Raw genomic sequence first — 22636 nt, 5'->3', positions numbered from 1 at the left:
TTCCCAAATAAGGAGGTCTTGGGCCGATGTCTCTGGTTCCCTTCGACGATCGTGACGGTTGGATCTGGCTGGACGGCCAGTTCGTTCCTTGGCGCGAAGCGAAGGTGCACGTACTGACTCACGGCCTGCACTACGCCTCGTCCGTCTTCGAGGGCGAGCGCATGTACGGCGGCGAGATTTTCAAGCTCACCGAGCACACCGAGCGCCTGTTCAAGTCGGCCGAAATCCTCGATTTCAAGATCCCCTACACGGTGGCCGAGATCGACGAGGCCTGCAAGGCGACGGCGGCCAAGAATGGCCTCAAGGACTGTTATGTCCGTCCGATCGCCTGGCGCGGCAGCGAAATGATCGGTGTTTCGGCGCAACAGACCAAGATCCACGTCGCCATCGCCGTCTGGGACTGGCCGTCGTATTTCGACCCGGCCACCAAGGCCAAGGGCATCCGCTTGACCTGGGCCAAGTACCAGCGCCCGGACCCCAAGACCGCCCCGGTCGCGGCCAAGGCCGCCGGCCTCTACATGATCTGCACCATCTCCAAGCACGCCGCCGAGAAGGACGGCTACGCCGACGCGATGATGCTCGACTATCGCGGCTATGTGGCCGAGGCCACGGGCGCGAACGTGTTCTTCGTCAAGGACGGCGCGCTGCACACGCCCAAGCCCGACTGCTTCCTGGACGGCATCACCCGCCGCACGGTGATCGACATCGCGCGCGGCAAGGGGATCGAGATCGTCGAGCGCCACATCCAGAAGGAAGAGCTGTCGACCTTCACCGAGTGCTTCATCGTCGGCACCGCCGCCGAGGTGACCCCGGTCTCGGAAATCGGCGAGTTCAAGTTCACGCCCGGCAAGCTGTCGCTGGACCTGATGGACACCTACGCGGCCCTGGTCCGCAACGAGGAACTGACGCCGGCCTGAGGCTGACGTTGGTCACTGGAATGACGACGCCGCCCGGAGCGATCCGGGCGGCGTTTTTCTTGGGTCAGGCGTAGGCGACCCAGCCGCGCCATGTGAAGGCGGCCCAGAACATCGCCACGTCGTGGAAGCCGGCCTCGCGCAGGATGGCTTCGTCCTCTTCCGGCGCGATCATGGCGGCCATGCTGGCCACGGCCGAGCGCGCGCCCAGGGCCTTCTCCGCCTCGACACCCTGCGAGATGGCGAAGGCGGCGTAGCGGTCCAGCCAGAGGTCGCGCTCGCCGGGGCCTTGCGGGAAGCTGCCGTGGGCGGCCACGAACGGCGCGTCAGGCTTGAGGCGCGCGCGGATGGCGGCGGCGGTGTCGACGCGCTCGGCGTGCTGCAGGAAGTGCAGGGTCAGCAGGCAGGTGCCCGCGTCGAACCCGCCGGCCACGACGTCCTCGACATAGCCCTCGACCAACTCGACCCGGTCCATCAGCGGACCGAGGGTCCGTTCGGCCTGGCGTAGCATCTCGCCGGCCGGGTCGACGCCGACGAAGGTCCAGCCCGGATGCGCCGTCGCCAGGGCCTTCAGCTCCAGCCCGCCGCCCGCGCCGACCACCAGCACCCGGGCGATCTCCGGGGCGCGCTCGGCCAGCAGCAGGCCGCACATCTGATGCATGGCCTCGAAGCCCGGCACGAAGCGGCGCGGGCCGTCGGCATATTTGGCGACCGCCTCGGGATCGGAGAAGGCGGCCAGGAACTGTTTCGAACCGTCTTCAGTGCGCATGGGGCGTCTCCTGGCCACGGGCGACCATGCCGGCGTGGAAATCCTGTCTGAGCATGGCCAGGGTCACGGCGCCGAAGCCGGCTCGCAGCACCGCCTCGGCCTGGTCGAAGACCGCGCCCAAGGCGTTGTTGACCGCCTGCTCGACCAGGCACTGCGGGGCCTCGGTACGGTTGCCGATCGCCAGCAGTTCCGCCGAGCCCAGGGCCTCGTGCACCTGCAGCATCGTGATCTCGCTGAGCGGCCGGGCGATCACCCAACCGCCGCCGTGGCCCTTCTCCGACGCCACGAGCCCTGAGTCGCGCAGGCCGCCGAGGATGCGCCGGACGACCACCGGATTGGTGGCCATGGCCTTGGCCAGGTCCTCGGACGTGGAGGGGCGATCGTGCTCGGCCATGTGCAGCAACACGTGCAGCACCCCCGACAGCTGGCTGTTCTGTCTCATGTAACTTCATATGTTGCGAGAATCGACGGGCGTCAACCAGGCAAACGAAAAGGCCGCCCGGGATCGCTCCCGGACGGCCTGATTTCGATCTCGCGAAGGAGAGGGGCTTTAAGCCGCCTCCTGCTCCTCGTTCGCCGGGACCTGGCGGATCATGTAGTCGAAGGCCGAGAGCGAGGCCTTGGCGCCTTCGCCCATGGCGATGATGATCTGTTTGTACGGCGTCACCGTCGCGTCGCCGGCGGCGAAGACGCCGGGCAGCGAGGTTTCGCCGCGATAGTCGACCTCGATCTCGCCGCGGTTGGTCAGGGCGACGCCCGAGTCCTTCAGCCACTCGGTATTGGGCACCAGCCCGATCTGGACGAAGACGCCTTCCAGGTCCACGCGGTGGACGCTGTCGTGGTTGCGGTCCTTGTACGACAGGGCCGAGACCTTGCCGTTCTCGCCGTGGATCTCGGTGGTCATGGCCGAGGTGACGATCTTGACGTTCGGCAGGCTGGCCAGCTTGCGTTGCAGGACGGCGTCGGCGCGCAGCTGGCTGTCGAACTCGATCAGCGTCACGTGGGCGACGATGCCGGCCAGGTCGATGGCCGCCTCGACGCCGCTGTTGCCGCCGCCGATCACCGCCACGCGCTTGCCCTTGAACAGCGGGCCGTCGCAGTGCGGGCAGTAGGCCACGCCCTTGTTGCGGTACTCGGCCTCACCGGGGACGTTGACGTTCCGCCAGCGGGCGCCGGTCGACAGGATGACGGTGCGCGACTTCAGGCTGGCGCCGTTCTCCAGCTTGACCTCGATCAGGCCGCCCGGGGTCTTGGCCGGGACCAGACCGACGGCCTTCTGCAGGTTCATGATGTCGACGTCGTATTCCTTGACGTGCTGCTCCAGCGCCGAGGCCATCTTCGGACCCTCGGTGTGAGGGACCGAGATGAAGTTCTCGATGGCCATGGTGTCCAGCACCTGGCCGCCGAAGCGCTCGGCCGCGACACCAGTCCGGATACCCTTGCGGGCGGCGTAGACAGCGGCCGCGGCGCCGGCTGGGCCGCCGCCGATGACCAGCACTTCGAAAGCGTCCTTGGTCTTGATCTTCTCAGCCGCGCGGTCGCCGGCGCCGGTGTCCAGCTTGGCCAGGATCTGCTCGACGTCCATGCGGCCCTGGCCGAAGGCTTCGCCGTTCAGCAGGATGGTCGGCACGGCCATGACCTGGCGAGCCTCGACCTCTTCCTTGAACAGGGCGCCGTCGATGGCGACGTGGGTGATGCGCGGGTTCAGCGCGCTCATGGTGTTCAGCGCCTGCACCACGTCGGGGCAGTTCTGGCAGGACTGCGAGAAATAGGTCTCGAAGCGGTAGTCGCCGTCCAGCGCCTTGATCCGTTCGATGACCTCGGCGTCGATGCGCGGCGGGTGGCCGCCGACGTGCAGCAGGGCCAGCACCAGCGAGGTGAATTCGTGGCCCAGGGGCAGGCCGGCGAAGCGCACATCCGCATCGCCCGAGGCGCGCGTGATCGCGAACGAGGGCTTGCGGGCGTCGTCGCCCGACAGGTTCAGGCTGACCTTGTCCGACGTCGACACGACGTCTTCCAGCAGGGCCAGCATCTCCTTGGCGCCCGCGCTCTGGTCGAGGGAGGCGACCAGTTCGATCGGCTGGCGCAGGTTCTGCAGATAGGTGGTCAGCTGGGTCTTCAGACCGGCGTCCAACATGAGGCGCGCTCCCAAAAAGCTAGGGGGAGAAAAGGTAGGCGTTCGATTGTCTGGGGGGAGGGATCGAACGCGGCGGACGATCAGATAGTCGGTAGTTCGGTAGAGAGGCGCGCCGCCCCGGTTCGGGCTGGAACCGGAGCGGCGGCCAGGGTCGAAGGACTTAGATCTTGCCGACCAGGTCCAGCGACGGGGCGAGGGTCTTTTCACCCTCTTCCCACTTGGCCGGGCAGACTTCACCCGGGTGGCTGGCCACGTATTGGGCGGCCTTGATCTTGCGCAGCAGCTCGATGGCGTTGCGGCCGATGCCTTCGGCGGTGACTTCCATGAACTGGATCACGCCTTGCGGGTCGACCAGGAAGGTGCCGCGGTCGGCCAGGCCGACGCCGGGACGCATGATCTCGAAGTTGTTGGTCACCACGCCCGACGGGTCGCCGATCATCGTGTACTTGATCTTGCCGATGGCCGGCGAACTGTCGTGCCAGGCCTTGTGCGAGAAGTGCGTGTCGGTCGACACCGAGTAGATCTCGACGCCCAGGCGGGTGAAGACGTCATAGTTGTCGGCCAGGTCTTCCAGCTCCGTCGGGCAGACGAAGGTGAAGTCGGCGGGGTAGAAGAAGAAGACCGACCACTTGCCCTTGGTGTCCGCTTCGCTGACCGTGACGAACTTGCCGTCCTTGTAGGCTTGGGCGGTGAAGGGTTTGATCTCGGTGTTGATCAGCGACATGAGGCGCTCCGGTTGGAAGAAGATGCGCCCTGTTAGCGGCCCGACTCTCGATTGATCAAATTGATAAAACTCATGCTCAGGATAGATAGGATCTATCAATTTCGCAAAAGCGAGATGGGTTTGTCCGCCGGTGTCATGTCTGGTTGATCAAATGATGAATAATTGAAACTTGGGTATGCCTTCCAGGTGCGGCCGCCCTGGCCGCGTGTCGCAAAAACTTGTGGAGCAAGGGTTTGCCGAGGGTCGCGCGCGGGCTTTCCACGACCGAGATCGCTTCCATGGCGCTGTTGGCGGTCTGTTGCGCAGAATGAAATAATCCCTTCCGCATTGCGCCAATTCAAGAAATTTCGAGCAGCAATATCTTCCTCGTCATGAGGCGACGGCGACCGGCCGATCACCTCGCTCAGAGGAGATCCGCCATGAAAAGCCTGCTTGTTTCGGTCCTGCTGGCCACCGCCGCCCTGGCCCCGATCAGCGCCGCCACCGCCGCGCCCAAGGCCCCGGCCGCCGCCGTCCGCGTCGCTCCGCCGGTGGTCCACTACCGCACCGCCACCATCGACGGCGTGAAGATGTTCTACCGCGAAGCCGGCCCGGCCGACGCGCCGGTCGTCGTGCTGCTGCACGGCTTCCCGACCTCGTCGCACATGTTCCGCAACCTGATCCCGCTGCTGGCCGACAAGTACCACGTCATCGCGCCCGACTATCCGGGCTATGGCCAGAGCGACGCTCCGGACCACACCAAGTTCGAATACAGCTTCGGCCACTTCGCCGACATGACCGACACGCTGCTGACCCAGCTGAAGGCCGAGCGCTACGCCCTCTATGTGATGGATTACGGCGCGCCGGTCGGCTACCGCCTGGCCCTGAAACACCCCGAGCGGGTCAGCGGCCTGATCGTCCAGAACGGCAACGCCTACGAAGAGGGCCTGCGCGAGTTCTGGAACCCGATCAAGGCCTACTGGGCCGACGGCTCGGCCGCCCACCGCGAGGCGCTGTCGGGCGTCCTGACCCTGGACACGACGAAGTTTCAGTACACGGATGGCGTCAAGGACCTGAGCCGCATCAGCCCCGACAACTGGACCCACGACCAGGCCCTGCTGGATCGCCCCGGCAACAAGGACATCCAGCTGGACCTGTTCTACGACTACCGCACCAACGTGCCGCTCTACCCGCAATTCCAGCAGTTCTTCCGTGACCGCAAGCCGCCGACCCTGGTGGTGTGGGGCAAGAACGACAAGATCTTCCCGGCCGAGGGCGCCTATCCCTACAAGCGCGACCTGCCCGACGCCGAGATGCACATCCTCGACACCGGCCACTTCGCCCTGGAGGACAAGCTGGACGAGATGGCCCCACTGATCCGCGACTTCCTGGACCGCAAGGTCGCCCGCTGATCACCCAAGGAGGCGGGCCGCTAGGCCCGCCTCCGTTGTTCAGGCGATGATGGCTTGAGGTTCCAGGAAGGCCTCGAGGCCGAATTCACCGAACTCGCGACCGATGCCCGACTGCTTGACGCCGCCGAATGGCGCCAGGGGCTCGTGCGGCGCGCCGTTGATCGAGACCCGCCCGGCCTCGATCCGCCCGGCGACCGCGCGGGCCCTTCGCGCGTCGATCCCGAACACATAGCCGTGCAGGCCATAGTCGGTGTCGTTGGCGATCGCGATGGCCTCTTCCTCGTCGGCATAGGGGATCAGGCACAGCACCGGTCCGAAGATCTCCTCGCGGGCGATGCGCATGGCGTTGGTCGCCGTAAGCAGGGTCGGGCGCACGAACCAGCCGCGCTCCAGTCCCTCGGGACGGCCCAGGCCGCCGGCCAGCAGCGTGGCGCCCTCGTCGAGGCCCAGCTGGATGTAGCCCTGCACCCGCTCCCACTGCCTGGCGCTGACCAGCGGGCCGATGCGAGCTTCCGGATCGTTCGGGCGGCCGACCTTGAAGGCGCCGATCCCCTCCACCAGCCGCGCCTGGATCTCTGCCAAGCGGCCTTGCGGCGCCAGAATCCGCGTGCCGGCGATGCAGGCCTGGCCGCTGTTGATGAAGCCGGCCGCCAGCACCTGCGGGATCGCCAGGTCCAGGTCGGCGTCCTCCAGAATGAGGCTGGGGCTCTTGCCGCCCAGTTCCAGGGTCACGCGCTTGAAGCTGTCGGCGGCGGTGCGCAGGATCGTGCGGCCCACGGGCGTGGAGCCGGTGAAGGTCACCTTGCGCACGCCCGGATGGCCGCTGAGCGCCGCCCCGACCACGTCGCCATAGCCGTTGACGATATTCAGCACGCCGGGCGGCAGGCCGGCCTCGTGCAGGGCCTCCAGCAGTACCTGGGTCTGGGTCGCGCTCATCTCCGAGGGCTTGATGACGATCGGCGCGCCGGCCGCCACGGCCGTGGCCAGCTTGGCGCAGATGAAGCCGATATTGCTGTTCCACGGCGTGATCGCGGCGGCGACGCCCGAGGGGCGCATCTCGACCTCGGCTCGGCCGATCGTCCGGCGAAAGGGATAGGTCTCGACCACCTTGGCCATGTCCAGGAACACCCCGCCGGCGCGGCGGGCGGCGAACTCCACGAAGCCGGCGGGCGCGCCGTACTCCAGGCGCATGGCGGCGGCCAGGGCGTCGGCGCGGGCTGTAACGGCCTCGCTCAGACGGCGCAGAAGCGCGGCGCGTTCGGCCGGCGTGGTGTTGGCGAAGGCGGGCAGGGCGCGTTGGGCGGCGGCCACCGCGAGATCGACGTCCGCGGCGTCGCCCAGGCGGACCGTGCCGATCGGCTCTTCGGTCGAAGGATTGAACAAGGGGGCGACAGCGTCGCCGTGCGGAGTGACGAACGCTCCGTCGATATAGATCTGGTCGATGTCGCGCATGAGGGTCTCCAGTGCGGGCTGGAGCCTCAACTAGGCCTGTGGCGCTGATGGAATAAGTCGCCCAAATCCGCACGAACTGATAATCAATATCGCGCAATGAAGCCGACCTTGTCCGAGCTGGAAGCCGTCGCCGCCGTGGCTCGTCACGGCGGCTTCCGCGCCGCCGCGCGGGAGCTGGGCGTATCGTCCTCGGCGCTGAGCAATGCGGTGGCTTCGCTGGAGGCGCGGCTGGGCGTGCGCATCTTCAACCGCACCACCCGCAGCGTGGCGCTGTCCGAAGCCGGCGAGGCCCTGGTCGCGGCGGTGACTCCGGCGCTCGCCACCATCGACGAGGCGGTCGAAGCGATCGGCGTCCACGCGGCCGAACCGTCCGGGACTCTCAAGCTGAACATGGCCCAGGGCGCGGCGGCCATGCTGATGGACCTGTGGCTGGCGTTCGCCCGCCGCTATCCGCGCGTTCAGCTGGAGATCGCCACCGACAACGCCCTGGTGGACGTCAACGCCTTGGGCTTCGACGCCGGGGTGCGCATCGCCGAGGCGATCCCGGCCGACATGATCGCCGTGCCGATCATCCCGACCCTGCGCTCGGTGGTGGTCGCCTCGCCGGCCTATCTGGCCGCGCATCCGGCGCCGGCGGTCCCCGGCGACGTGCTGAGCCACGACTGCATCGGCATGCGCATGGGCGGCGGGCGCATCTATCGCTGGGAGTTCGAGCGGCGCGGCCAGGCGGTGGTGATCGACGCGCCGGCGGCCCTGACCTTCGACGCCACCGACCTGATCGCCCAGGCCGCGCTGGCGGGCGCGGGCCTGGCCTATCTGGAGGCGCGCACCCTGGCTGCGCCGCTGGCCGACGGCCGGCTGGTCACCGTCCTGGACGACTGGACCGCGTCCTACCCGGGCCTCAGCCTCTACTTTCCCGGCCGCCGGCTGGTCCCCGCCAAGCTCCGGGCACTGATCAACCTGATCCGCGAGCGCGCCTAGGGTCATTTGGTAAGGCCAATTATATTGATTGGCTCGACCAATTATGCGAACCGTGTCGCGCGAACCTTCGCCTTAAGGACGTAGGCCGCTTGTGCGATCGGGCCATCCCCGACATGTTCCTGCATCCAGTGGAGTGTGCTTTGACCGGCAAGAGACCGACCATCGACGACGTCGCCCGCGTGTCGGGCGTGGCGCGCGTGACGGTGTCTCGAGTGCTGAACGGCGGCCCCAATGTCCGTGACGAGGTCCGGGCCCGGGTCATGCAGGCCATCGAGCAGCTGGACTACAAGGTCAATTCGCAGGCCCGCAGCCTGGCGGGCGGCGCCAGCCGCCTCTTGGCCTTCGTCTTCGCCTCGGACCTCGAGAACGATCCGAACTCCTATTACGAATCCGCTCTGGAGCTGGGGGCTCTGCGGGCCTGCCTGACCCTGGGCTATCAGGTGCTGGTCCAGAACGTCCCGCAGCAAACCCCCGACCGCGAGAAGCGGGTGCTGGACCTGATCACCAGCCAGCGCTGCGAGGGCCTGATCCTGTCGCCGCCCTATAGTGATGACGTCTCGCTGATTCAGGCGGCCCTGGCTCAGGGTTGCAAGGTGGTGACGGTGTCGCCGGGCGGGCCGGGACGGGGGATCGCCGACGGCGTCGGTGTCGATGACGAGGCTGGCGGCTACGACATGGCCCGCGAGCTTTTGCGCCTGGGCCATCGTCGCTTTGGCTTTATCGCCGGGCTGGAAGGCCACCTTTCGGCCGACCGCCGCATGAAGGGGTTCGAGCGCGCCCTGGCCGAGCAAGGCCTTGGCGACGACGCCTGGACCATGGTGCGCGGCGACTTCACCTTCCGCTCGGGCACGCACCTGGCGCCGGGACTACTGGACCATCCGCTGGCCCCCACCGCCCTGGTCTGCGCCAATGACGACATGGCCGCCGGGGTGCTTTCGGCGGCCCACGCGCGAGGCCTCAGCATTCCGCGCGACCTCTCGATCACCGGCTTCGATGACGCCCCCGTCGCCGCCATCGTCTGGCCGCCCCTGACCACCGTTCATCAGCCGGTGAAGGTGCTGGGCCAGCGCGCCGTCGAGATGCTGGTGGCCCGCCTGAACGGAACCACCACGGCGTCAGGACCGGTGTTCCAGCAACTGGAGCATGCGGTCGTCTCCCGGCAGACCACCGCGGCCCAATAGCCACGCGCCGGGACGCACTGCGGAGCCGTCCCCAAATCCAATTGTTTCGACCTTGACAACGTTGTCGGCTCCGAGGTTAGTGGAAGCGCTTCCATGGAAGCGCTTCCACGGCCAAGGTTGGTCTCACGACAAGAAAGACAGTCGCTCGCGCAGGAGCGGCTTCAGAGGGGAGAACTTTACGATGCGACACCGCAAGAGCGGCATGCGCCCGCACATCCAGAAATTCTACGTCACCGCTTCCGCCGCCGCGATCACGCTGGCCCTGGCGGGTTCGGCCACGGCCCAGCAGGCCGCCGCTCCGGCGCCGCAGGCCGACGACACGGTCGACGCCATCGTGGTGACCGGCATCAAGGCCGGCATCCAGAACTCGATCAACATCAAGAAGAACGAAACCTCGATTGTCGAAGCCGTCTCGGCCGAAGACATCGGCAAGCTGCCGGACGTCTCGATCGCCGAATCGATCGCCCGCCTGCCGGGTCTGGCGGCCCAGCGCGTCAACGGCCGCGCCCAGGTCATCTCGATCCGTGGTCTCGCGCCCGACTTCACCACCACGCTGCTGAACGGCCGCCAGCAGGCCAGCTCGGGCGACAACCGCGCCGTCGAGTTCGACCAGTATCCGTCGGAACTGCTGTCCAGCGTCGTGATCTACAAGACCCCCGACGCCCAGGTCTCGGGCATGGGCCTGTCGGGCACCGCCGACCTGCGCACCGTGCGTCCGCTGGAATACGGCAAGCGCGTCCTGGCCCTGAACCTTCGCGGCGAAAAGACCTCGGGCAAGAAGCTGAACGACGACTCCCGCAACACGGGCGGCCGCTTCAGCGCCAGCTACATCAACCAGTTCGCCGACGACACGATCGGCGTGGCCCTGGGCTACGCGCACCTGGATTCGCCGTCGCAGGTGAAGCACTACAAGGCCTACGGCTACGAGGCCTTCGACCCGCTGAAGACCACGTCGGCCGCCGCCTTCCCGGCCGACCCGAGGGACCGTCCGATTCCGGACAGCTCGGACGGCGCCCTGATGCTGAACGGCCAGGAAGTCTTCGCCACCTCGCGCAACAACAAGCGCGATGCGGTGATCGGCATCTTCGAGTGGGAGCCTACCGACCGCTTCCACGCGACCGCCGACCTGTACTACTCGACCTTCAAGCAGCATGAAGTGACGCGCGGCGCGCAGTGGTTCTCCAACCCCGGCGCCGACGTTGGCGCGGAATTCACCTCGGTGAAGACCGAGGACCTGGGCGGCACCAAGTTCGCGCGCAGCGGCGTGCTGAACAACGGCGCCTTCCAGTTGCGCAACGACTACAACACGCGCCAGGACCAGCTATTCTCGGCCGGCCTGAACACCGAGTACAAGATCAGCGACAAGACCCGCCTGATCGGCGACCTGTCCTACTCGTCGAACAAGCGCAAAGAACAGATCATGGAGACCTACGCGGGCTACGGCCTGGGCGTGGGCGGCGTCACCGGGGCCACGCCGAACGTGGGCCGGACGTTCGACAAGATCGGCTTTGTGATCGCCGACGACGGCTTCTCGCAATATGACGAAGGCCTGAACTACGCCGACGCCAGCAAGGTTTCGCTGGGCGACCACGCCCCGTGGGGGGGCTGGGGTCACGACGGCGCGATCCGCTTCCCGCACGTCAAGGAAGACGTCACCGCGGTCGACGTCCGCCTGGAGCACGACCTGGACGGCTTCATCACCCAGGTCAGCGCCGGCGTGAACTACACCAAGCGCGACAAAGGCAAGACCGTCTCCGACAACGACCTGTTCCTGAAGAACGGTCGTCAGCAGGTTCTGGTCGCCGCGAGCGACCTGGTCAGCCCGACCCAGCTGGGCTTCGCGGGCCTGGGCGGCGTGCTCAGCTTCAATGTCGGCGACAGCTGGCGGAAGTACTACAACTGGTCGCCGATCCTCGACGCCAACTTCTTCGACAAGAACTGGGACATCACCGAGGAGGTCACGACCTTCTTCACCCGCGCCAACTTCCAGGCCGGCGACCTGCGCGGCAATGTCGGCCTGCAGGTGGTCCAGCAGAAGCAGGCGTCGAGCGGCGTCCAGATCAACGACGGCGGTTCCGTCGGCGGCGTCAAGCTGCCGATCGTCCCGACCAAGGTCAACGCCAAGGACGACTACACCGACGTCCTGCCCAGCCTGAACCTGATCTACGACCTGGGCGGCGGCCATCGCCTGCGCGGCTCGCTGTCCAAGACCATGGCGCGCCCGCGCATGGACGACCTGCGCGCCAACGTCACTCCGTCGTTCAACGCGCTGATCTGCAGCACCCAGGCCAGCTGCGACAAGGAGGGCCAGGTGGTGAACCCCTGGACCGCCTCGGGCGGCAACGCCCACCTCAAGCCGTGGATGGCGAAGGCCGCCGACCTGGCCTACGAGTGGTACGTCAGCCCCGCGACCTACGTGTCGGTGGCCGCCTTCTACAAGAAGCTCGACACCTACATCTACAACCAGACCCTGCCGTTCGACTTCACCGGCGTGCCGATCCCGGTCGGCGCCTCGCTGCCGGCCAATGTGGTCGTCAGCACCGCCGGCCAGATCACCCTGCCGACCAACGGCAACGGCGGCAGCCTGAAGGGCCTGGAGTTCAGCGGCGCGGTCGACTTCGGCCAGTTCGCCGACCTGCTGAAGGGCTTCGGCGTGCAGGGTAGCCTGTCGCTGACCAAGTCGGACCTGAACCCGACCAGCAACCCGGCCGCGCCCTCGCGCATCCCGGGCCTGTCGAAGACGGTCTACAACGTCACCGGCTACTACGAGCGCGGCGGCTTCCAGGCGCGGATCAGCCAGCGTTACCGCTCGGCCTTCAAGGGTGAAGTGGTGCAGCTGTACGCCACGCGCGGCTTCACCGAGATCCTGGCCGACAAGCAGGTGGACGCCCAGGTCGGCTACACCTTCGAGGACGGTCCGCTGCAGAACCTGGGCGTGCTGCTGCAGGTCAACAACCTGACGGACTCGCCGTACCGGACCCGCGTCGGTATCGATGGCGGCGGCGCCAAGACCAAGAACGGCGGCTCGCTGCCGGAAACCTACGAGAAGTACGGCCGACAGTTCCTGTTCGGCGTGAACTATCGGTTCTAAGCAGAAGGCTGAGCCGGCCGCGCTCCCCCGCAAGGGCCGGCTCGCCAGGCAAGAACCAATCGGAGGCGGGGTCGCCCAACGGCGGCCCCGACTTCTGAGCTAGACGGGAGGCGGGTGGTTGCAACCGCTCAAGAAGATACTGATCGCCGGCGGTGGGTCCGCCGGATGGATGACGGCGGCGCTGTGCTCGCGCCTGTTCCAGGGTCTCTACGAGATCGTCCTGATCGAGTCCGAGCAGATCGGCACCGTCGGGGTCGGGGAAGCCACCATCCCCGCCATCAAGAAATTCAACGAGCTGCTCGGCATCGACGAGGACGACTTCCTGCGCAAGACGCAGGGCTCCTTCAAGCTGGGCATCGAGTTTAGGAACTGGTTCCGCAAGGGCGACAGCTACCTGCACGGCTTCGGCGTGCTGGGTCAGGACCTGGGCTGGCTGCGGGTTCATCAGTACTGGCTGCGGATGCGCGAGCTGGGCCAGGCCCCGGCGTTCGACGACCTGTCGATCAACAACGCCATGGCGTGGCAGGACAAGTTCATGCGCGCCCGCGCCGACATGGCCGAGTCGCCGATCGGCCACATCGCCCACGCCTTCCACTTCGACGCCGGCCTCTACGCCAAGCACCTGTCGACCTACGCCCAGGCGCGTGGCGTCCAGCGGCGCGAGGGCAAGATCGTCGACGTCACGCTGCGGCCCGAGGACGGCTTCGTCCAGTCGGTGACCATGGACGACGGCGAGGTCATCTCCGCCGACCTGTTCGTCGACTGCTCGGGCTTCCGCGGTCTGATCATCGAACAGGCGCTGAAGACCGGCTACGAGGACTGGACGCACTGGCTGCCCGCCGACCGGGCCATCGCCGTGCCGACCGAGCGCTCGGAGAACTTCACGCCCTATACCCGCTCGACCGCCCATGACGCCGGCTGGCAGTGGCGCATCCCGCTGCAGCACCGCACCGGCAACGGCCACGTCTATTCGTCCCAGTACATCGACGACGATGAGGCCGAGCGCGTCCTGCTGGCCAATCTGGACGGCGCCCAGCGCGCCAACCCGATGCGCCTGCGGTTCACCACCGGCAAGCGCAAGAAGATCTGGAACAAGAACTGCGTCTCGATCGGCCTGGCCAGCGGGTTCATGGAGCCTCTGGAATCGACCAGCTTGCACCTGATCCAGTCGGCGGTGATCCGCATGGTTCGCCTGCTGCCGGACGGCGGCTTCGACCAGGCCAATATCGACGAGTTCAATCGCCAGAGCGACTTCGAATACGAGCGCATCCGCGACTTCATCATCCTGCACTACAAGGCCACCGAGCGCGACGACACGCCGTTCTGGCGCTACTGCCGCGACATGGAGGTCCCCGCGACCCTGCAGCGGAAGATCGATCTCTTCCGCGCCAACGGACGGGTGTTCCGCGAGGACGACGAGCTCTTCACCGAGGAGAGCTGGATCCAGGTGTTCCTGGGCCAGGGGATCATCCCGAAGTCCTATGACCCGCTGGTCCGCGTCCATTCGGACGAGGCCATCGCCGCCCACCTTCGCAACATCCAGACCGTGATCGGCAAATGCCTGGCCGTGATGCCCAGCCATGCCGAGTTCGTGGCCAAGACCTGCCAGGCGCCGCCCCTCGCGGCTTCCTTGGCCGCGACCCCTGTTCCGACATCCTGAGTTCCACGGAGTAACGCCATGACGACCGCCGCCCAGCCTTCATCCGCCTTGCGGATCCTGTGCCGGACCACCGCCGCCGTGGCGCTGCTCGCCCTCACTCCGGTCTCGGGCGCGCTGGCCCAGGTCATGCCGACCAAGGACAGCGCCCCGCTGGCGCCGCGCAAGGGCGACGCCGCCTGGGCCCGCGCCGACGCCCTCGTCAAGCAGATGACGATGGACGAGAAGATCGCGTACCTGCACGGCCTTTTCCCGCCGAACACCAAGCCGGCCCCGACCGACATGATCCCCTCGGCCGGCTACGTGCCGGGCGTGCCGCGCCTGAAGATCCCGACCTTGCGTGAAAGCGACGCCAGCCTGGGCGTGGCCAACCAGGTCGAGCAACGCAAGGGCGACGTCGCCACCGCCCTCCCGTCGGGCCTGGCCTTGGCCTCGACCTTCGAGCCGAAGCTGGCCTATGCCGGCGGCGCGATGATCGGCGCCGAAGCCCGCGCCAAGACCTTCAACGTCCTGCTGGCCGGCGGCATGAACCTGACCCGCGACCCGTGGGCGGGCCGCAACTTCGAATATTTGGGCGAGGACCCGCTGCTGGCCGCCGAGATGGGCGCCGAGCAGATCAAGGGCGTGCAGTCCAACCACATCATCTCGACGATCAAGCACTTCGCGCTCAACGCCCAGGAGACCGGCCGTCACGTGATGGACGCCCAGATCGGCGAGGCGGACCTGCGCGAGAGCGACCTGCTGGCCTTCCAGATCGCCATCGAGAAGTCCAACCCCGCCTCGGTCATGTGCGCCTACAACAAGGTCAATAGCGACTGGGCCTGCCAGAACGACTTCCTGCTGAACAAGGTGCTGAAGCGCGACTGGAACTATCCGGGCTTTGTCATGTCCGACTGGGGCGCGGTGCACAGCACGGTGAAGGCGGCGCTCGCCGGCCTCGACCAGCAGTCCGGCCAGGAGCTGGACACCCAGATCTTCTTCGGCGACGACCTGAAGGCCGCCGTGGCCAAGGGCGAGGTCAGCCAGGCCCGCGTGGACGACATGGTCCGTCGCATCCTGCACGGGGTGATCACCTCGGGCCTGATGGACAATCCGACCCCGACGACGGCCCAGCCGATCGACTACGCCGCCCACGCCAAGGTCGCCCAGGCCGTGGCCGAGCGCGGCTCGGTGCTGCTGAGGAACGAGGGGAACCTGCTGCCGCTGGCCAAGACGGCCAAGAAGATCGTGCTGATCGGCGCCCATGCCGATGTCGGCGTGATCTCGGGCGGCGGCTCGTCGCAGGTGCGTTCGGTTGGCGGCGCGCCGGTCGAGATCCCGCTGAACGGCGGCGAGGCGGCTTCGTTCGTCCGCGTCACCTGGCACGCCTCCTCGCCGCTGGAGGCCATCAAGGCCGCGGCACCGGGCGCGCAGGTGATCTATGTCGACGGCAAGGACCCGGCCGCCGCCGCTGCTGCGGCTAAAGACGCCGACGTCGCCATCGTCTTCGCCTGGCACTGGCAGACCGAAGCCCAGGATGCGCCCTCGATCGTTCTCCCTGAGAACCAGGACGCCCTGATCGACGCCGTCGCCGCCGCCAACAAGCACTCCATCGTGGTGCTGGAGACCGGCGGTCCGGTGACCATGCCGTGGCTGGATCGCGTCGGCGCGGTGCTGCAGGCCTGGTATCCCGGCCAGCGCGGCGGCCAGGCCATCGCCCGCCTGCTGTTTGGCGAGGTCAACCCGTCGGGCCGCCTGGCCATGACCTTCCCGAAGAGCGCCAACCAGGCCCCCCGCGCCAGCGCCCCGGGCTTCGCCGAGCAGGCCGCCATCGACGACGCCCGCCGCGCCGGCCAGAAGGTCGACGGCATCAAGGGCTTCACCGTGCAATATCCGGAAGGCGCCGCCGTCGGCTACCGCTGGTACGCGCAAGAGAAGCGCCAGCCGCTCTATCCGTTCGGCTACGGCCTCTCCTATACGGCCTTCGCCTACAAGAACCTCAAGGTCGAGGACGCGGCGGGCCTGAAGGTCAGCTTCGACGTCACCAACACCGGCAAGGTGGCCGGCGCCGACACCCCGCAGCTCTACGTCACGGCCGGCCAGCGCAAGTCGATGGTCCGCCTGGCGGGCTTCGAGAAGGTCGACCTGGCCCCCGACCAGACCAAGCGCGTGACCCTGACCGTCGAGCCGCGCCTGCTGGCCGACTACGACGTCGCCAAGCCCGGCTGGACGATCCCGGCCGGCAGCTATCCGCTCTATGTTGGCAGCCACGCCGGGGACATGGCCCTGACCGGCAAGGCCAACCTCAAGGCCTGGTCGCGGAAACCCTGATGCGCACGCTCGCCCTCACCCTCGCCGTCGCCACGCTCGTCGTGGCGGCCCCCGCCGTCGCCGCGCCCAAGCTGCAAAGCTGGACGACCACCGGCGACAAGAGCCAGCTGCTGGCCGCCCAGGCGCCGTCCGGCCTCGTAGCGGCCGACGCGGTCAACGGCCTGCCGGTCATCGCCGTCGACGCCAAGGAGCGCCACCAGACGATCGTCGGCTTCGGCGCGGCGATCACCGACGCCTCGGCCTGGCTGATCCAGAACAAGCTGGCTCCGGCTCAGCGGGACGCCCTGCTGAAAGAGCTCTATGGACGCGGCAAGGACGGCCTCGGCTTCAGCTTCACGCGGCTGACCATCGGCGCTTCGGATTTCTCGCTGGACCACTACAGCCTCGACGACGCCCCGAACGGCGCGGCCGACCCGAAGCTGGAGCACTTCTCGCTGAAGCGGCCGCAGGAGTACGTCTTCCCGACCGTCCGCGCGGCGCTGAAGATCAATCCTGAGCTCAAGGTCATGGCCTCGCCGTGGAGCGCCCCGGCCTGGATGAAGACCACCGGCTCGCTGGTGAAGGGCCAACTGAAGCCCGACGCCTATCCGGTCTATGCCGACTTCTTCGCCCGCTACATCCATGAGGCCAAGCAGGTCGGCGTGCCGACCGACTACATCAGCATCCAGAACGAGCCGGACTTCGAGCCTGACAGCTATCCGGGCATGCGCTGGCTGCCGGCGGATCGCGCCAAGTTCTTCGGCGAGAACCTGGCTCCGGTGTTCAAGCGCGAGAAGATCGCCACCAAGGCGCTGGACTGGGACCACAACTGGGACCAGCCGCAGCAGCCGACGACGGTGCTGGCCGACGCCAAGGCCAGGGCCTTCGTCGCCGGCGTCGCCTGGCACTGCTACGCCGGCAATGTCGACGCCATGGAGACCGTCCGCGCCGCCCATCCCGACAAGGAGGTGTTCTTCACTGAGTGCTCGGGCGGGGAGTGGGCCCCGAAGTTCGACGACAGCTTCTCGTGGCTGGTCGAGCAGCTGATCATCGGCACCACCCGTCGCGGCGCGAAGGGCGTCCTGATGTGGAACCTGGCCCTGGACGAGAAGTTCGGCCCCCACGCCGGCGGCTGCGGCAATTGCCGTCCTGTGGTGACGATCGACAGCACGACCGGCGCGATCACCCGCACCCAGGAATACTACGCCTTCGGCCAAGCCAGCCGCTTCGTGAAGCCCGGCGCGGTGCGGATCGGCTCGCCGGAAAAGGTCGGCGACCTGCGCACGGTGGCCTTCCAGAACCGCGACGGCGGACGGGTGCTGCTGGTGCTCAACACCGGCAAGGCAGCGGCTGATTTCGCGATCGTCGAGGGCGGCAAGCGCTTCAAGGCGAGCATCCCGGCGCGGGCGGCGACGACGTTTACCTGGTAGCCGTCTAGGTCGCGATCTTCGCTTCCAGCTCGTTCAGTCGCGCCCGCGTCGCCGCCAGGTCCGGCCCGAACTTGGTCGGGTCGGCGGCGGCGAGGCGGCCGGCGATGTCGTAGCTTTCGCGGTAGAGGTCCAGGGCCCGCATGCGGTGGCCACGGTCCTCGCGCAGGTCGGCGAGGCGTTCCAGGTTCACCGACAAGGCGCGCTGGGCGCAGACGTCGCCGGCCTCGCGGCCGCCGCGTGAGCGGCGCAGGGCCAAGGCCTCCTCGAAGGCCGAGAGGGCGGCGTCCAGGCGGCCCTCGGTCTCGGCTACGTCGCCGACACCCGACAGCGAGCCGGCCAGCAGCTCGGCGCTCTCGTCTGCGCCGTGCGCCTGATGCACCTGGCGAGCGTAGGAGACCGAGGTGTCATAGGCCTCGGCGGCGTCGTCCATCTGGCCCTGGGCGCGGGCGAAGTCGCCGAGGTCGCGATAGACGACCGCGTGCTCCTCGTCGGTGTCGGCGGCGGCCTTCATGGCCATCAGGGTGCGGGCGGCCTCGCTCCAGGCCTCGTCGCGGCTGAGCGAGACGAGACGGACGCGCAGTTCGGCGAAGGTCTTGGGCTTGGGCGGGGGCGGCGGAGCCTGCGGGACCGGCGCCGGCGTGGGAGCCGCCACGGGCATGACGGGCGGCGTCACGAGCGGTACGATTGCCACGAGCGTCGGCGCCGGCGTGGGCTGTGGCGGCGCGACCACCGGCTGGGCCACGGGCTCCTGCAGCTCCAGCCCGAAGGCCATCGGCGTGACCCTGCGCTTCTTGGGTTTGGAACGGGGCAGCAGGGCGGCGACGATGAGCACCCCGCCCACCATCGCCGCCACCACACCGACGATCGGTCGATGCGGCTCGAACGGTCCGAGATCGAGATTCGTGGCCCAGTTCCCCAGCGAGCCCCAACCCGCCGCCACGTATCCCGACGTCGCCAGGATCAGCCCCAAGATGATCCCAACCAGTCGCGCCAGCATCACGTCCCCCCGAACGCATACCTCCCGAAAGAGGTGTCCAACCGCCAGGCCGCACAAGTCATCCGATGGCCACGCTTCCGTCGAGCCGTCTCAACCGGCAGGGGAAGGGGGGCGAACGGATGACTTTTCAGCGGGCGCCCAGCGAGCTGGGCGCCTTTAAATCAGCCACGCGCGCGGGCGCGGATACGCCTCGCCACGGGCCAGATAGTAGATGCCCATCACGCAGCGGGCCACGAACCACAGGCCGACCGCGCCCAGGATCAGGCCGCCGGCGATGATCATCGGCAGGCCGACCAGAACGATCAGCATCGGGATGCCGAAGAAGATCAGCGCGCCGCCGATCAGGAACCAGGCGATCGACAGCCAGAAGGTCCGGATGGCGAAGGTGAAGTGGCTCTCGTTGATCGGCCCGGCCGCGTCGCGGTTCACATAGGCGACGATCAGGCCGATGATCCACGTCAGGCCGTTGGTGAAGCCCAGCAGGTAGAGGCCATAGACGACGGCCGGCAGGACCTTGTCCTCTTCGGCCACGGGCGTGGTGACGGCGGTGGTGTCGGTCATGGTCTTCAGATCATCCAGTTCTTGGGAGTGGGGTAGGGCTGGCCCTTAAAGAGGTTCGACAGGCCCACGACGCCGCGCACGACCAGCCAAACGCCGACGGCGGGCAGCAGGACGATGCCGATGCCGACCGGGGTCAGCAGCAGGGCGACGATGCTGAAACCGATCGCCAGCCAGAAGGTTCGGATCTGGAACTCGTAGTGGCTGGCCAGCCACTCGGGCGCGTCCTTGCGGCTGACATAGGCGATGATCGCCCCGATCAGGCAGGTCAGGCCGCCGGTGGCTACGCCGGCGATATGCAGGGCGTAGACGGCGCCGGGCAGGGTCTTGTCGTCCTGCAAGCGCTGCGGAACGGCGGGGTCGATTGTGGGGTTGGGGTCGGACACGAGCTTGAGCCTAAGAGAACGTTGTTGGCCCAACGATCGCGCCGATCGACGCGGGATGCAAATGAAGGTGGCGTCATGAAGAAGCCTTAATTCAAGCCCCGCGCGCCTCGCGCGGCGCCTTAAGGCAAGAGATCGTGCGGCGGGTCGTGCGGGTCGAACGGCGTCCCCCGGTTCAGCCAGGGCAGCACCGCGAACATCAGGATCAGCACAAAGCCCATCCGCGCGGCCATGTCGATCCCGACCGAGGCCATGCCGGCGGTCAGGGAGAACAGCAGCATCGCCGCCGCCCCGAAGGCGGTCAGGCCGATCATCCAGGTGAAGGCAGCGCGGGCGTCGAACCGTGCCAAGCCGAAGCGGGCGCGGGGGGCCATGTCCGCCCCGACGGCGGCGACGGCGCGAGCCAGGGTCGAGAAGCTCTCCAGCCGATCCTCGAACTGGCCGGGGCCGACATAGCTCTGCGAGGCGATGCTCAAGCGACGACGGCCGAAGGTCAGCAGCAGGCTGCGGCGGCGACCGCCAGCCTTGTCGGTGGCCAGGCTGTAGCGCGTCAGGCTGGACAGCGGAAAGCGGCGCTCGACCTTGCCGCGCGTCTCCACCAGCGTCCCGGCCTCCAGGGTCCAGACCGTTTCGGGCTGGAAGGGAGCAAGCCGGGCGCGGTGGACGAGTTCCATCTAGGACCGGACGGCGGTGATCTCGACGCCGGCGGCGGCCGCGTGCGGGGCCAGGGCCGAGGGCTTCTCGACCCGCACCCGGGCGCGGGTGACGCGGGGATCGAAGAAGCAGGCCTGGGCCAGGCGTTCGGCGAAGGTCTCGACCAGGCCGACATGGCCCTCGGCGGCGATGGCGCGGGCGGCCTCGCCGATGGTCTCGTAATTCACGGTGTCGCCCAGGCGCTCGAAATGGCTGGCGGCCACGTCCAGCTCGACATCGATCATCAGGGTCTGCAGGCGATCATATTCGTGGTCGTAGACACCGATGCCGGCCTCGACCTTCAAGCCGCGCACGAAGACCTTGGTCACGATGATGCGTCCCAGGTCTTGAGCGGGGGCAGGCGCGGGCGCGGTGTCTTGAAGCGGAGCTGCGGCCAAGCGTGGCCTCCTAAGGCGCTACGATGTCGGGCGTTTTCCAGCCCAGGTGCTGGCCGCCGTCCACCGCGATCATCTGGCCCGTCACCGACCTTGCGTCAATGAGGTAGCGCAGGGCCGCGGCGATGTCGTCGGGGGCGACGCGGCGTTCCAGCAACACGCCGGCCGCCTCGGCCTCGAACTCGCCGGGGGCCTGGTGCGTCGAGGGCAGGGTGGGGCCGGGACCGATGGCGTTGACGCGGATGCGCGGCGCTAGCGCCTGGGCCAAGGTCTGGGTCGCCCACCACAGCCCGGCCTTGGCCAGGGTGTAGCTGAAGAACTGCGGATTGGGCCGCCAGACGCGCTGGTCGACGATATTGACCACCAGGCCGTGAGCCTCGGCCGGCAGCGCCGCCGCGAAGGTCTCGGCCAGCACGATCGGCGCGCGCAGGTTGGTCTCGAGGTGGAGGTCCCAGGTCTCGCGGGCAAGATCGCCGACGCGGTCGTCCTGGAAGGCCGAGGCGCTGTTGATCAGCAGGGTGACGGGGCCAAGCCCCCCTAAGCTTTCTTGGGAAGCTTGCCCGATCAGGCCGCGCACATCGGCTTCGACGGAAAGGTCGGCGCGGACCGGGATCGCGCGGCGGCCCAGGGCGCGCACGGCGGCGATCGTCTCCTCGGCCTCGTCGGCGGGGCCTCGGTGATGGACGGCGATGTCGTAGCCGGCGCGCGCGGCTTCAAGAGCCAGGGCCTGGCCGATCCGGCGACCCGCGCCGGTGACCAGGGCCGCGCCGCGCGCCGTCTGGGTCATGTTAGTCGATGCGGCCGAACTCGAAGTAGTTCAGGGCGAGGATGACGCCCAGGAAGATGGCGATGACACCGATCGCGAGCATGGCGCGGCTCCGGAAAGAAAGACAGTTGATGGGGCTTTAGCGGTGCGCGGCCTGGACCGCAAGCGGTGGAGCAGCCCTCGTCCTTCGACAGGCTCAGGATGAGGGCTACTGTTGCGGCGGTTCCATAGAAAACCTCATCCTGAGCTTGTCGAAGGACGAGGTTTTCGGTTCCTCGGCGTATCGCTACAACGGCCGCATGCTCTGGCGCCGTCGCATCGAACCCTTCACCCGCCCGCTGGTCTACGCCTTCTTCCGGATGAGGCGAGGCCTGACCCTGGGGGTGCGGGCGGTGGTCCTGGACCAGGCCGGCAAGGTCCTGCTGATCCAACACACCTACATCAAGGGCTGGTACCTGCCCGGTGGCGGGGTCGAGCGCGGCGAGACGGCCGAGACCGCCGTGGCTCGCGAACTGCAGGAGGAGGCCGGCGTGCGTGCGCTGTCGCGTCCGCGCCTGCTCTCGGCCCACAGCAACGAGGTGCTGCACCCCGGCGACCACGTGCTAGTCTATCGCGTCGAGGCCTGGGAGCCCTGCGCCTCGGACGCCGAGGGCGAGATCCACGCGGTCGGCTGGTTCGATCCGGCCGACCTTCCGGAAGAGACCACCAAGGCCACGCGGCGACGGATCGCCGAGGCGCTGGGCGACGTGGAGCCAGATGTGATGTGGTGAGGGCTAGCCACCTGAACGCCGATCACATTAAATGCTTGTTTGAAACCGCCCCGCAGAG

Annotated in this window: 20 protein-coding genes; 9 read left to right on the top strand and 11 right to left on the bottom strand. The window is 67.8% G+C overall.

Translation table 11 applies throughout. The features are described 5' to 3' along the window. The first annotated feature begins 26 nt into the window (after window positions 1-26). Window positions 27-917, top strand: a complete 891-nt coding sequence (locus AC07YH_RS09580; protein ID WP_494746778.1) for a branched-chain amino acid aminotransferase — start codon at window positions 27-29, stop codon at window positions 915-917. Window positions 918-981: 64 nt separating this feature from the next. On the opposite strand, the gene AC07YH_RS09575 is transcribed toward AC07YH_RS09580, so the two are convergent. The 4 genes from AC07YH_RS09575 to ahpC all read right to left on the bottom strand — a co-directional run bounded on the left by AC07YH_RS09575 (window position 982) and on the right by ahpC (window position 4544). Continuing rightward, window positions 982-1683 (bottom strand): class I SAM-dependent methyltransferase, encoded by a 702-nt coding sequence (locus AC07YH_RS09575; protein WP_494746777.1) that lies wholly within the window; start codon window positions 1681-1683, stop codon window positions 982-984. After that, window positions 1673-2125 carry an RrF2 family transcriptional regulator gene (locus AC07YH_RS09570; RefSeq protein ID WP_494746776.1) on the bottom strand — a complete coding sequence of 151 codons (453 nt, stop codon included), beginning with the start codon at window positions 2123-2125 and terminating at the stop codon, window positions 1673-1675. The genes AC07YH_RS09575 and AC07YH_RS09570 overlap by 11 nt, the downstream gene beginning before the upstream one ends. A 108-nt stretch (window positions 2126-2233) precedes the next feature. Further along, window positions 2234-3820, bottom strand: a complete 1587-nt coding sequence (gene ahpF, locus AC07YH_RS09565) for an alkyl hydroperoxide reductase subunit F (protein ID WP_494746775.1) — start codon at window positions 3818-3820, stop codon at window positions 2234-2236. A gap of 160 nt (window positions 3821-3980) precedes the next feature. Next, a complete protein-coding gene (gene ahpC / locus AC07YH_RS09560; protein ID WP_099581443.1) occupies window positions 3981-4544 on the bottom strand; it encodes an alkyl hydroperoxide reductase subunit C in 564 nt (187 codons plus the stop codon). A 419-nt stretch (window positions 4545-4963) separates the two neighbouring features. Here ahpC and AC07YH_RS09555 point away from each other — a divergent pair, with 419 nt between their 5' ends. Then, window positions 4964-5935: an alpha/beta fold hydrolase gene (locus AC07YH_RS09555; RefSeq protein ID WP_494746774.1), complete on the top strand. Its 972-nt coding sequence runs from the start codon at window positions 4964-4966 to the stop codon at window positions 5933-5935. Between the two features lie 39 nt (window positions 5936-5974). Here the strand turns inward: AC07YH_RS09555 and AC07YH_RS09550 are convergent, their stop codons facing one another. Next, window positions 5975-7387, bottom strand: a complete 1413-nt coding sequence (locus tag AC07YH_RS09550) for an aldehyde dehydrogenase family protein (RefSeq protein ID WP_494746773.1) — start codon at window positions 7385-7387, stop codon at window positions 5975-5977. A 108-nt stretch (window positions 7388-7495) separates the two neighbouring features. Here AC07YH_RS09550 and AC07YH_RS09545 point away from each other — a divergent pair, with 108 nt between their 5' ends. The 6 genes from AC07YH_RS09545 (at window position 7496) to AC07YH_RS09520 (ending at window position 18016) form a co-directional block, all read left to right on the top strand. After that, entirely contained in the window at window positions 7496-8368 is an 873-nt protein-coding gene (locus tag AC07YH_RS09545) for a LysR family transcriptional regulator (RefSeq protein WP_494746772.1), read from the top strand. A gap of 140 nt (window positions 8369-8508) precedes the next feature. Then, window positions 8509-9549 (top strand): LacI family DNA-binding transcriptional regulator, encoded by a 1041-nt coding sequence (locus AC07YH_RS09540; RefSeq protein ID WP_494746771.1) that lies wholly within the window; start codon window positions 8509-8511, stop codon window positions 9547-9549. Between the two features lie 181 nt (window positions 9550-9730). After that, complete coding sequence (locus AC07YH_RS09535) at window positions 9731-12640, top strand: TonB-dependent receptor (RefSeq protein WP_494746770.1); 2910 nt, start codon at window positions 9731-9733, stop codon at window positions 12638-12640. 118 nt (window positions 12641-12758) lie between these two features. Next, window positions 12759-14300 (top strand): tryptophan halogenase family protein, encoded by a 1542-nt coding sequence (locus AC07YH_RS09530; RefSeq protein WP_494746769.1) that lies wholly within the window; start codon window positions 12759-12761, stop codon window positions 14298-14300. A gap of 18 nt (window positions 14301-14318) precedes the next feature. After that, window positions 14319-16607: a beta-glucosidase family protein gene (locus tag AC07YH_RS09525; protein WP_494746768.1), complete on the top strand. Its 2289-nt coding sequence runs from the start codon at window positions 14319-14321 to the stop codon at window positions 16605-16607. Continuing rightward, window positions 16607-18016, top strand: a complete 1410-nt coding sequence (locus tag AC07YH_RS09520; RefSeq protein WP_494746767.1) for a glycoside hydrolase family 30 protein — start codon at window positions 16607-16609, stop codon at window positions 18014-18016. Before AC07YH_RS09525 ends, AC07YH_RS09520 begins: the two co-directional genes overlap by 1 nt. Window positions 18017-18020: 4 nt before the next feature. Here AC07YH_RS09520 and AC07YH_RS09515 read toward each other — a convergent pair whose 3' ends face one another. The 6 genes from AC07YH_RS09515 to AC07YH_RS09490 all read right to left on the bottom strand — a co-directional run bounded on the left by AC07YH_RS09515 (window position 18021) and on the right by AC07YH_RS09490 (window position 21829). Beyond that, on the bottom strand, window positions 18021-19013 hold the full coding sequence (locus tag AC07YH_RS09515) for a tetratricopeptide repeat protein (protein WP_494746766.1): 993 nt from the start codon (window positions 19011-19013) through the stop codon (window positions 18021-18023). A gap of 156 nt (window positions 19014-19169) precedes the next feature. Further along, window positions 19170-19574 (bottom strand): DUF4870 family protein, encoded by a 405-nt coding sequence (locus tag AC07YH_RS09510; RefSeq protein WP_494746765.1) that lies wholly within the window; start codon window positions 19572-19574, stop codon window positions 19170-19172. A 5-nt stretch (window positions 19575-19579) separates the two neighbouring features. Continuing rightward, window positions 19580-19957 (bottom strand): DUF4870 family protein, encoded by a 378-nt coding sequence (locus AC07YH_RS09505; RefSeq protein WP_494746764.1) that lies wholly within the window; start codon window positions 19955-19957, stop codon window positions 19580-19582. Between the two features lie 119 nt (window positions 19958-20076). Further along, window positions 20077-20628 (bottom strand): hypothetical protein, encoded by a 552-nt coding sequence (locus AC07YH_RS09500; RefSeq protein WP_494746763.1) that lies wholly within the window; start codon window positions 20626-20628, stop codon window positions 20077-20079. After that, the gene (folB, locus tag AC07YH_RS09495) at window positions 20629-21045 is read right to left on the bottom strand and encodes a dihydroneopterin aldolase (RefSeq protein ID WP_494746762.1); all 417 of its coding nucleotides are present in this window, start codon (window positions 21043-21045) and stop codon (window positions 20629-20631) included. A gap of 10 nt (window positions 21046-21055) precedes the next feature. Next, a complete protein-coding gene (locus AC07YH_RS09490; protein WP_494746761.1) occupies window positions 21056-21829 on the bottom strand; it encodes an SDR family oxidoreductase in 774 nt (257 codons plus the stop codon). A 278-nt stretch (window positions 21830-22107) separates the two neighbouring features. Here AC07YH_RS09490 and AC07YH_RS09485 point away from each other — a divergent pair, with 278 nt between their 5' ends. Next, the gene (locus AC07YH_RS09485) at window positions 22108-22578 is read left to right on the top strand and encodes an NUDIX domain-containing protein (protein WP_494746760.1); all 471 of its coding nucleotides are present in this window, start codon (window positions 22108-22110) and stop codon (window positions 22576-22578) included. The last annotated feature ends 58 nt before the right edge of the window (window positions 22579-22636 follow it).

It is taken from the genome of Caulobacter sp. GW456-12-1-14-TSB4, assembly GCF_059424195.1.
This window is presented reverse-complemented; position numbering and strand designations above follow the sequence as displayed.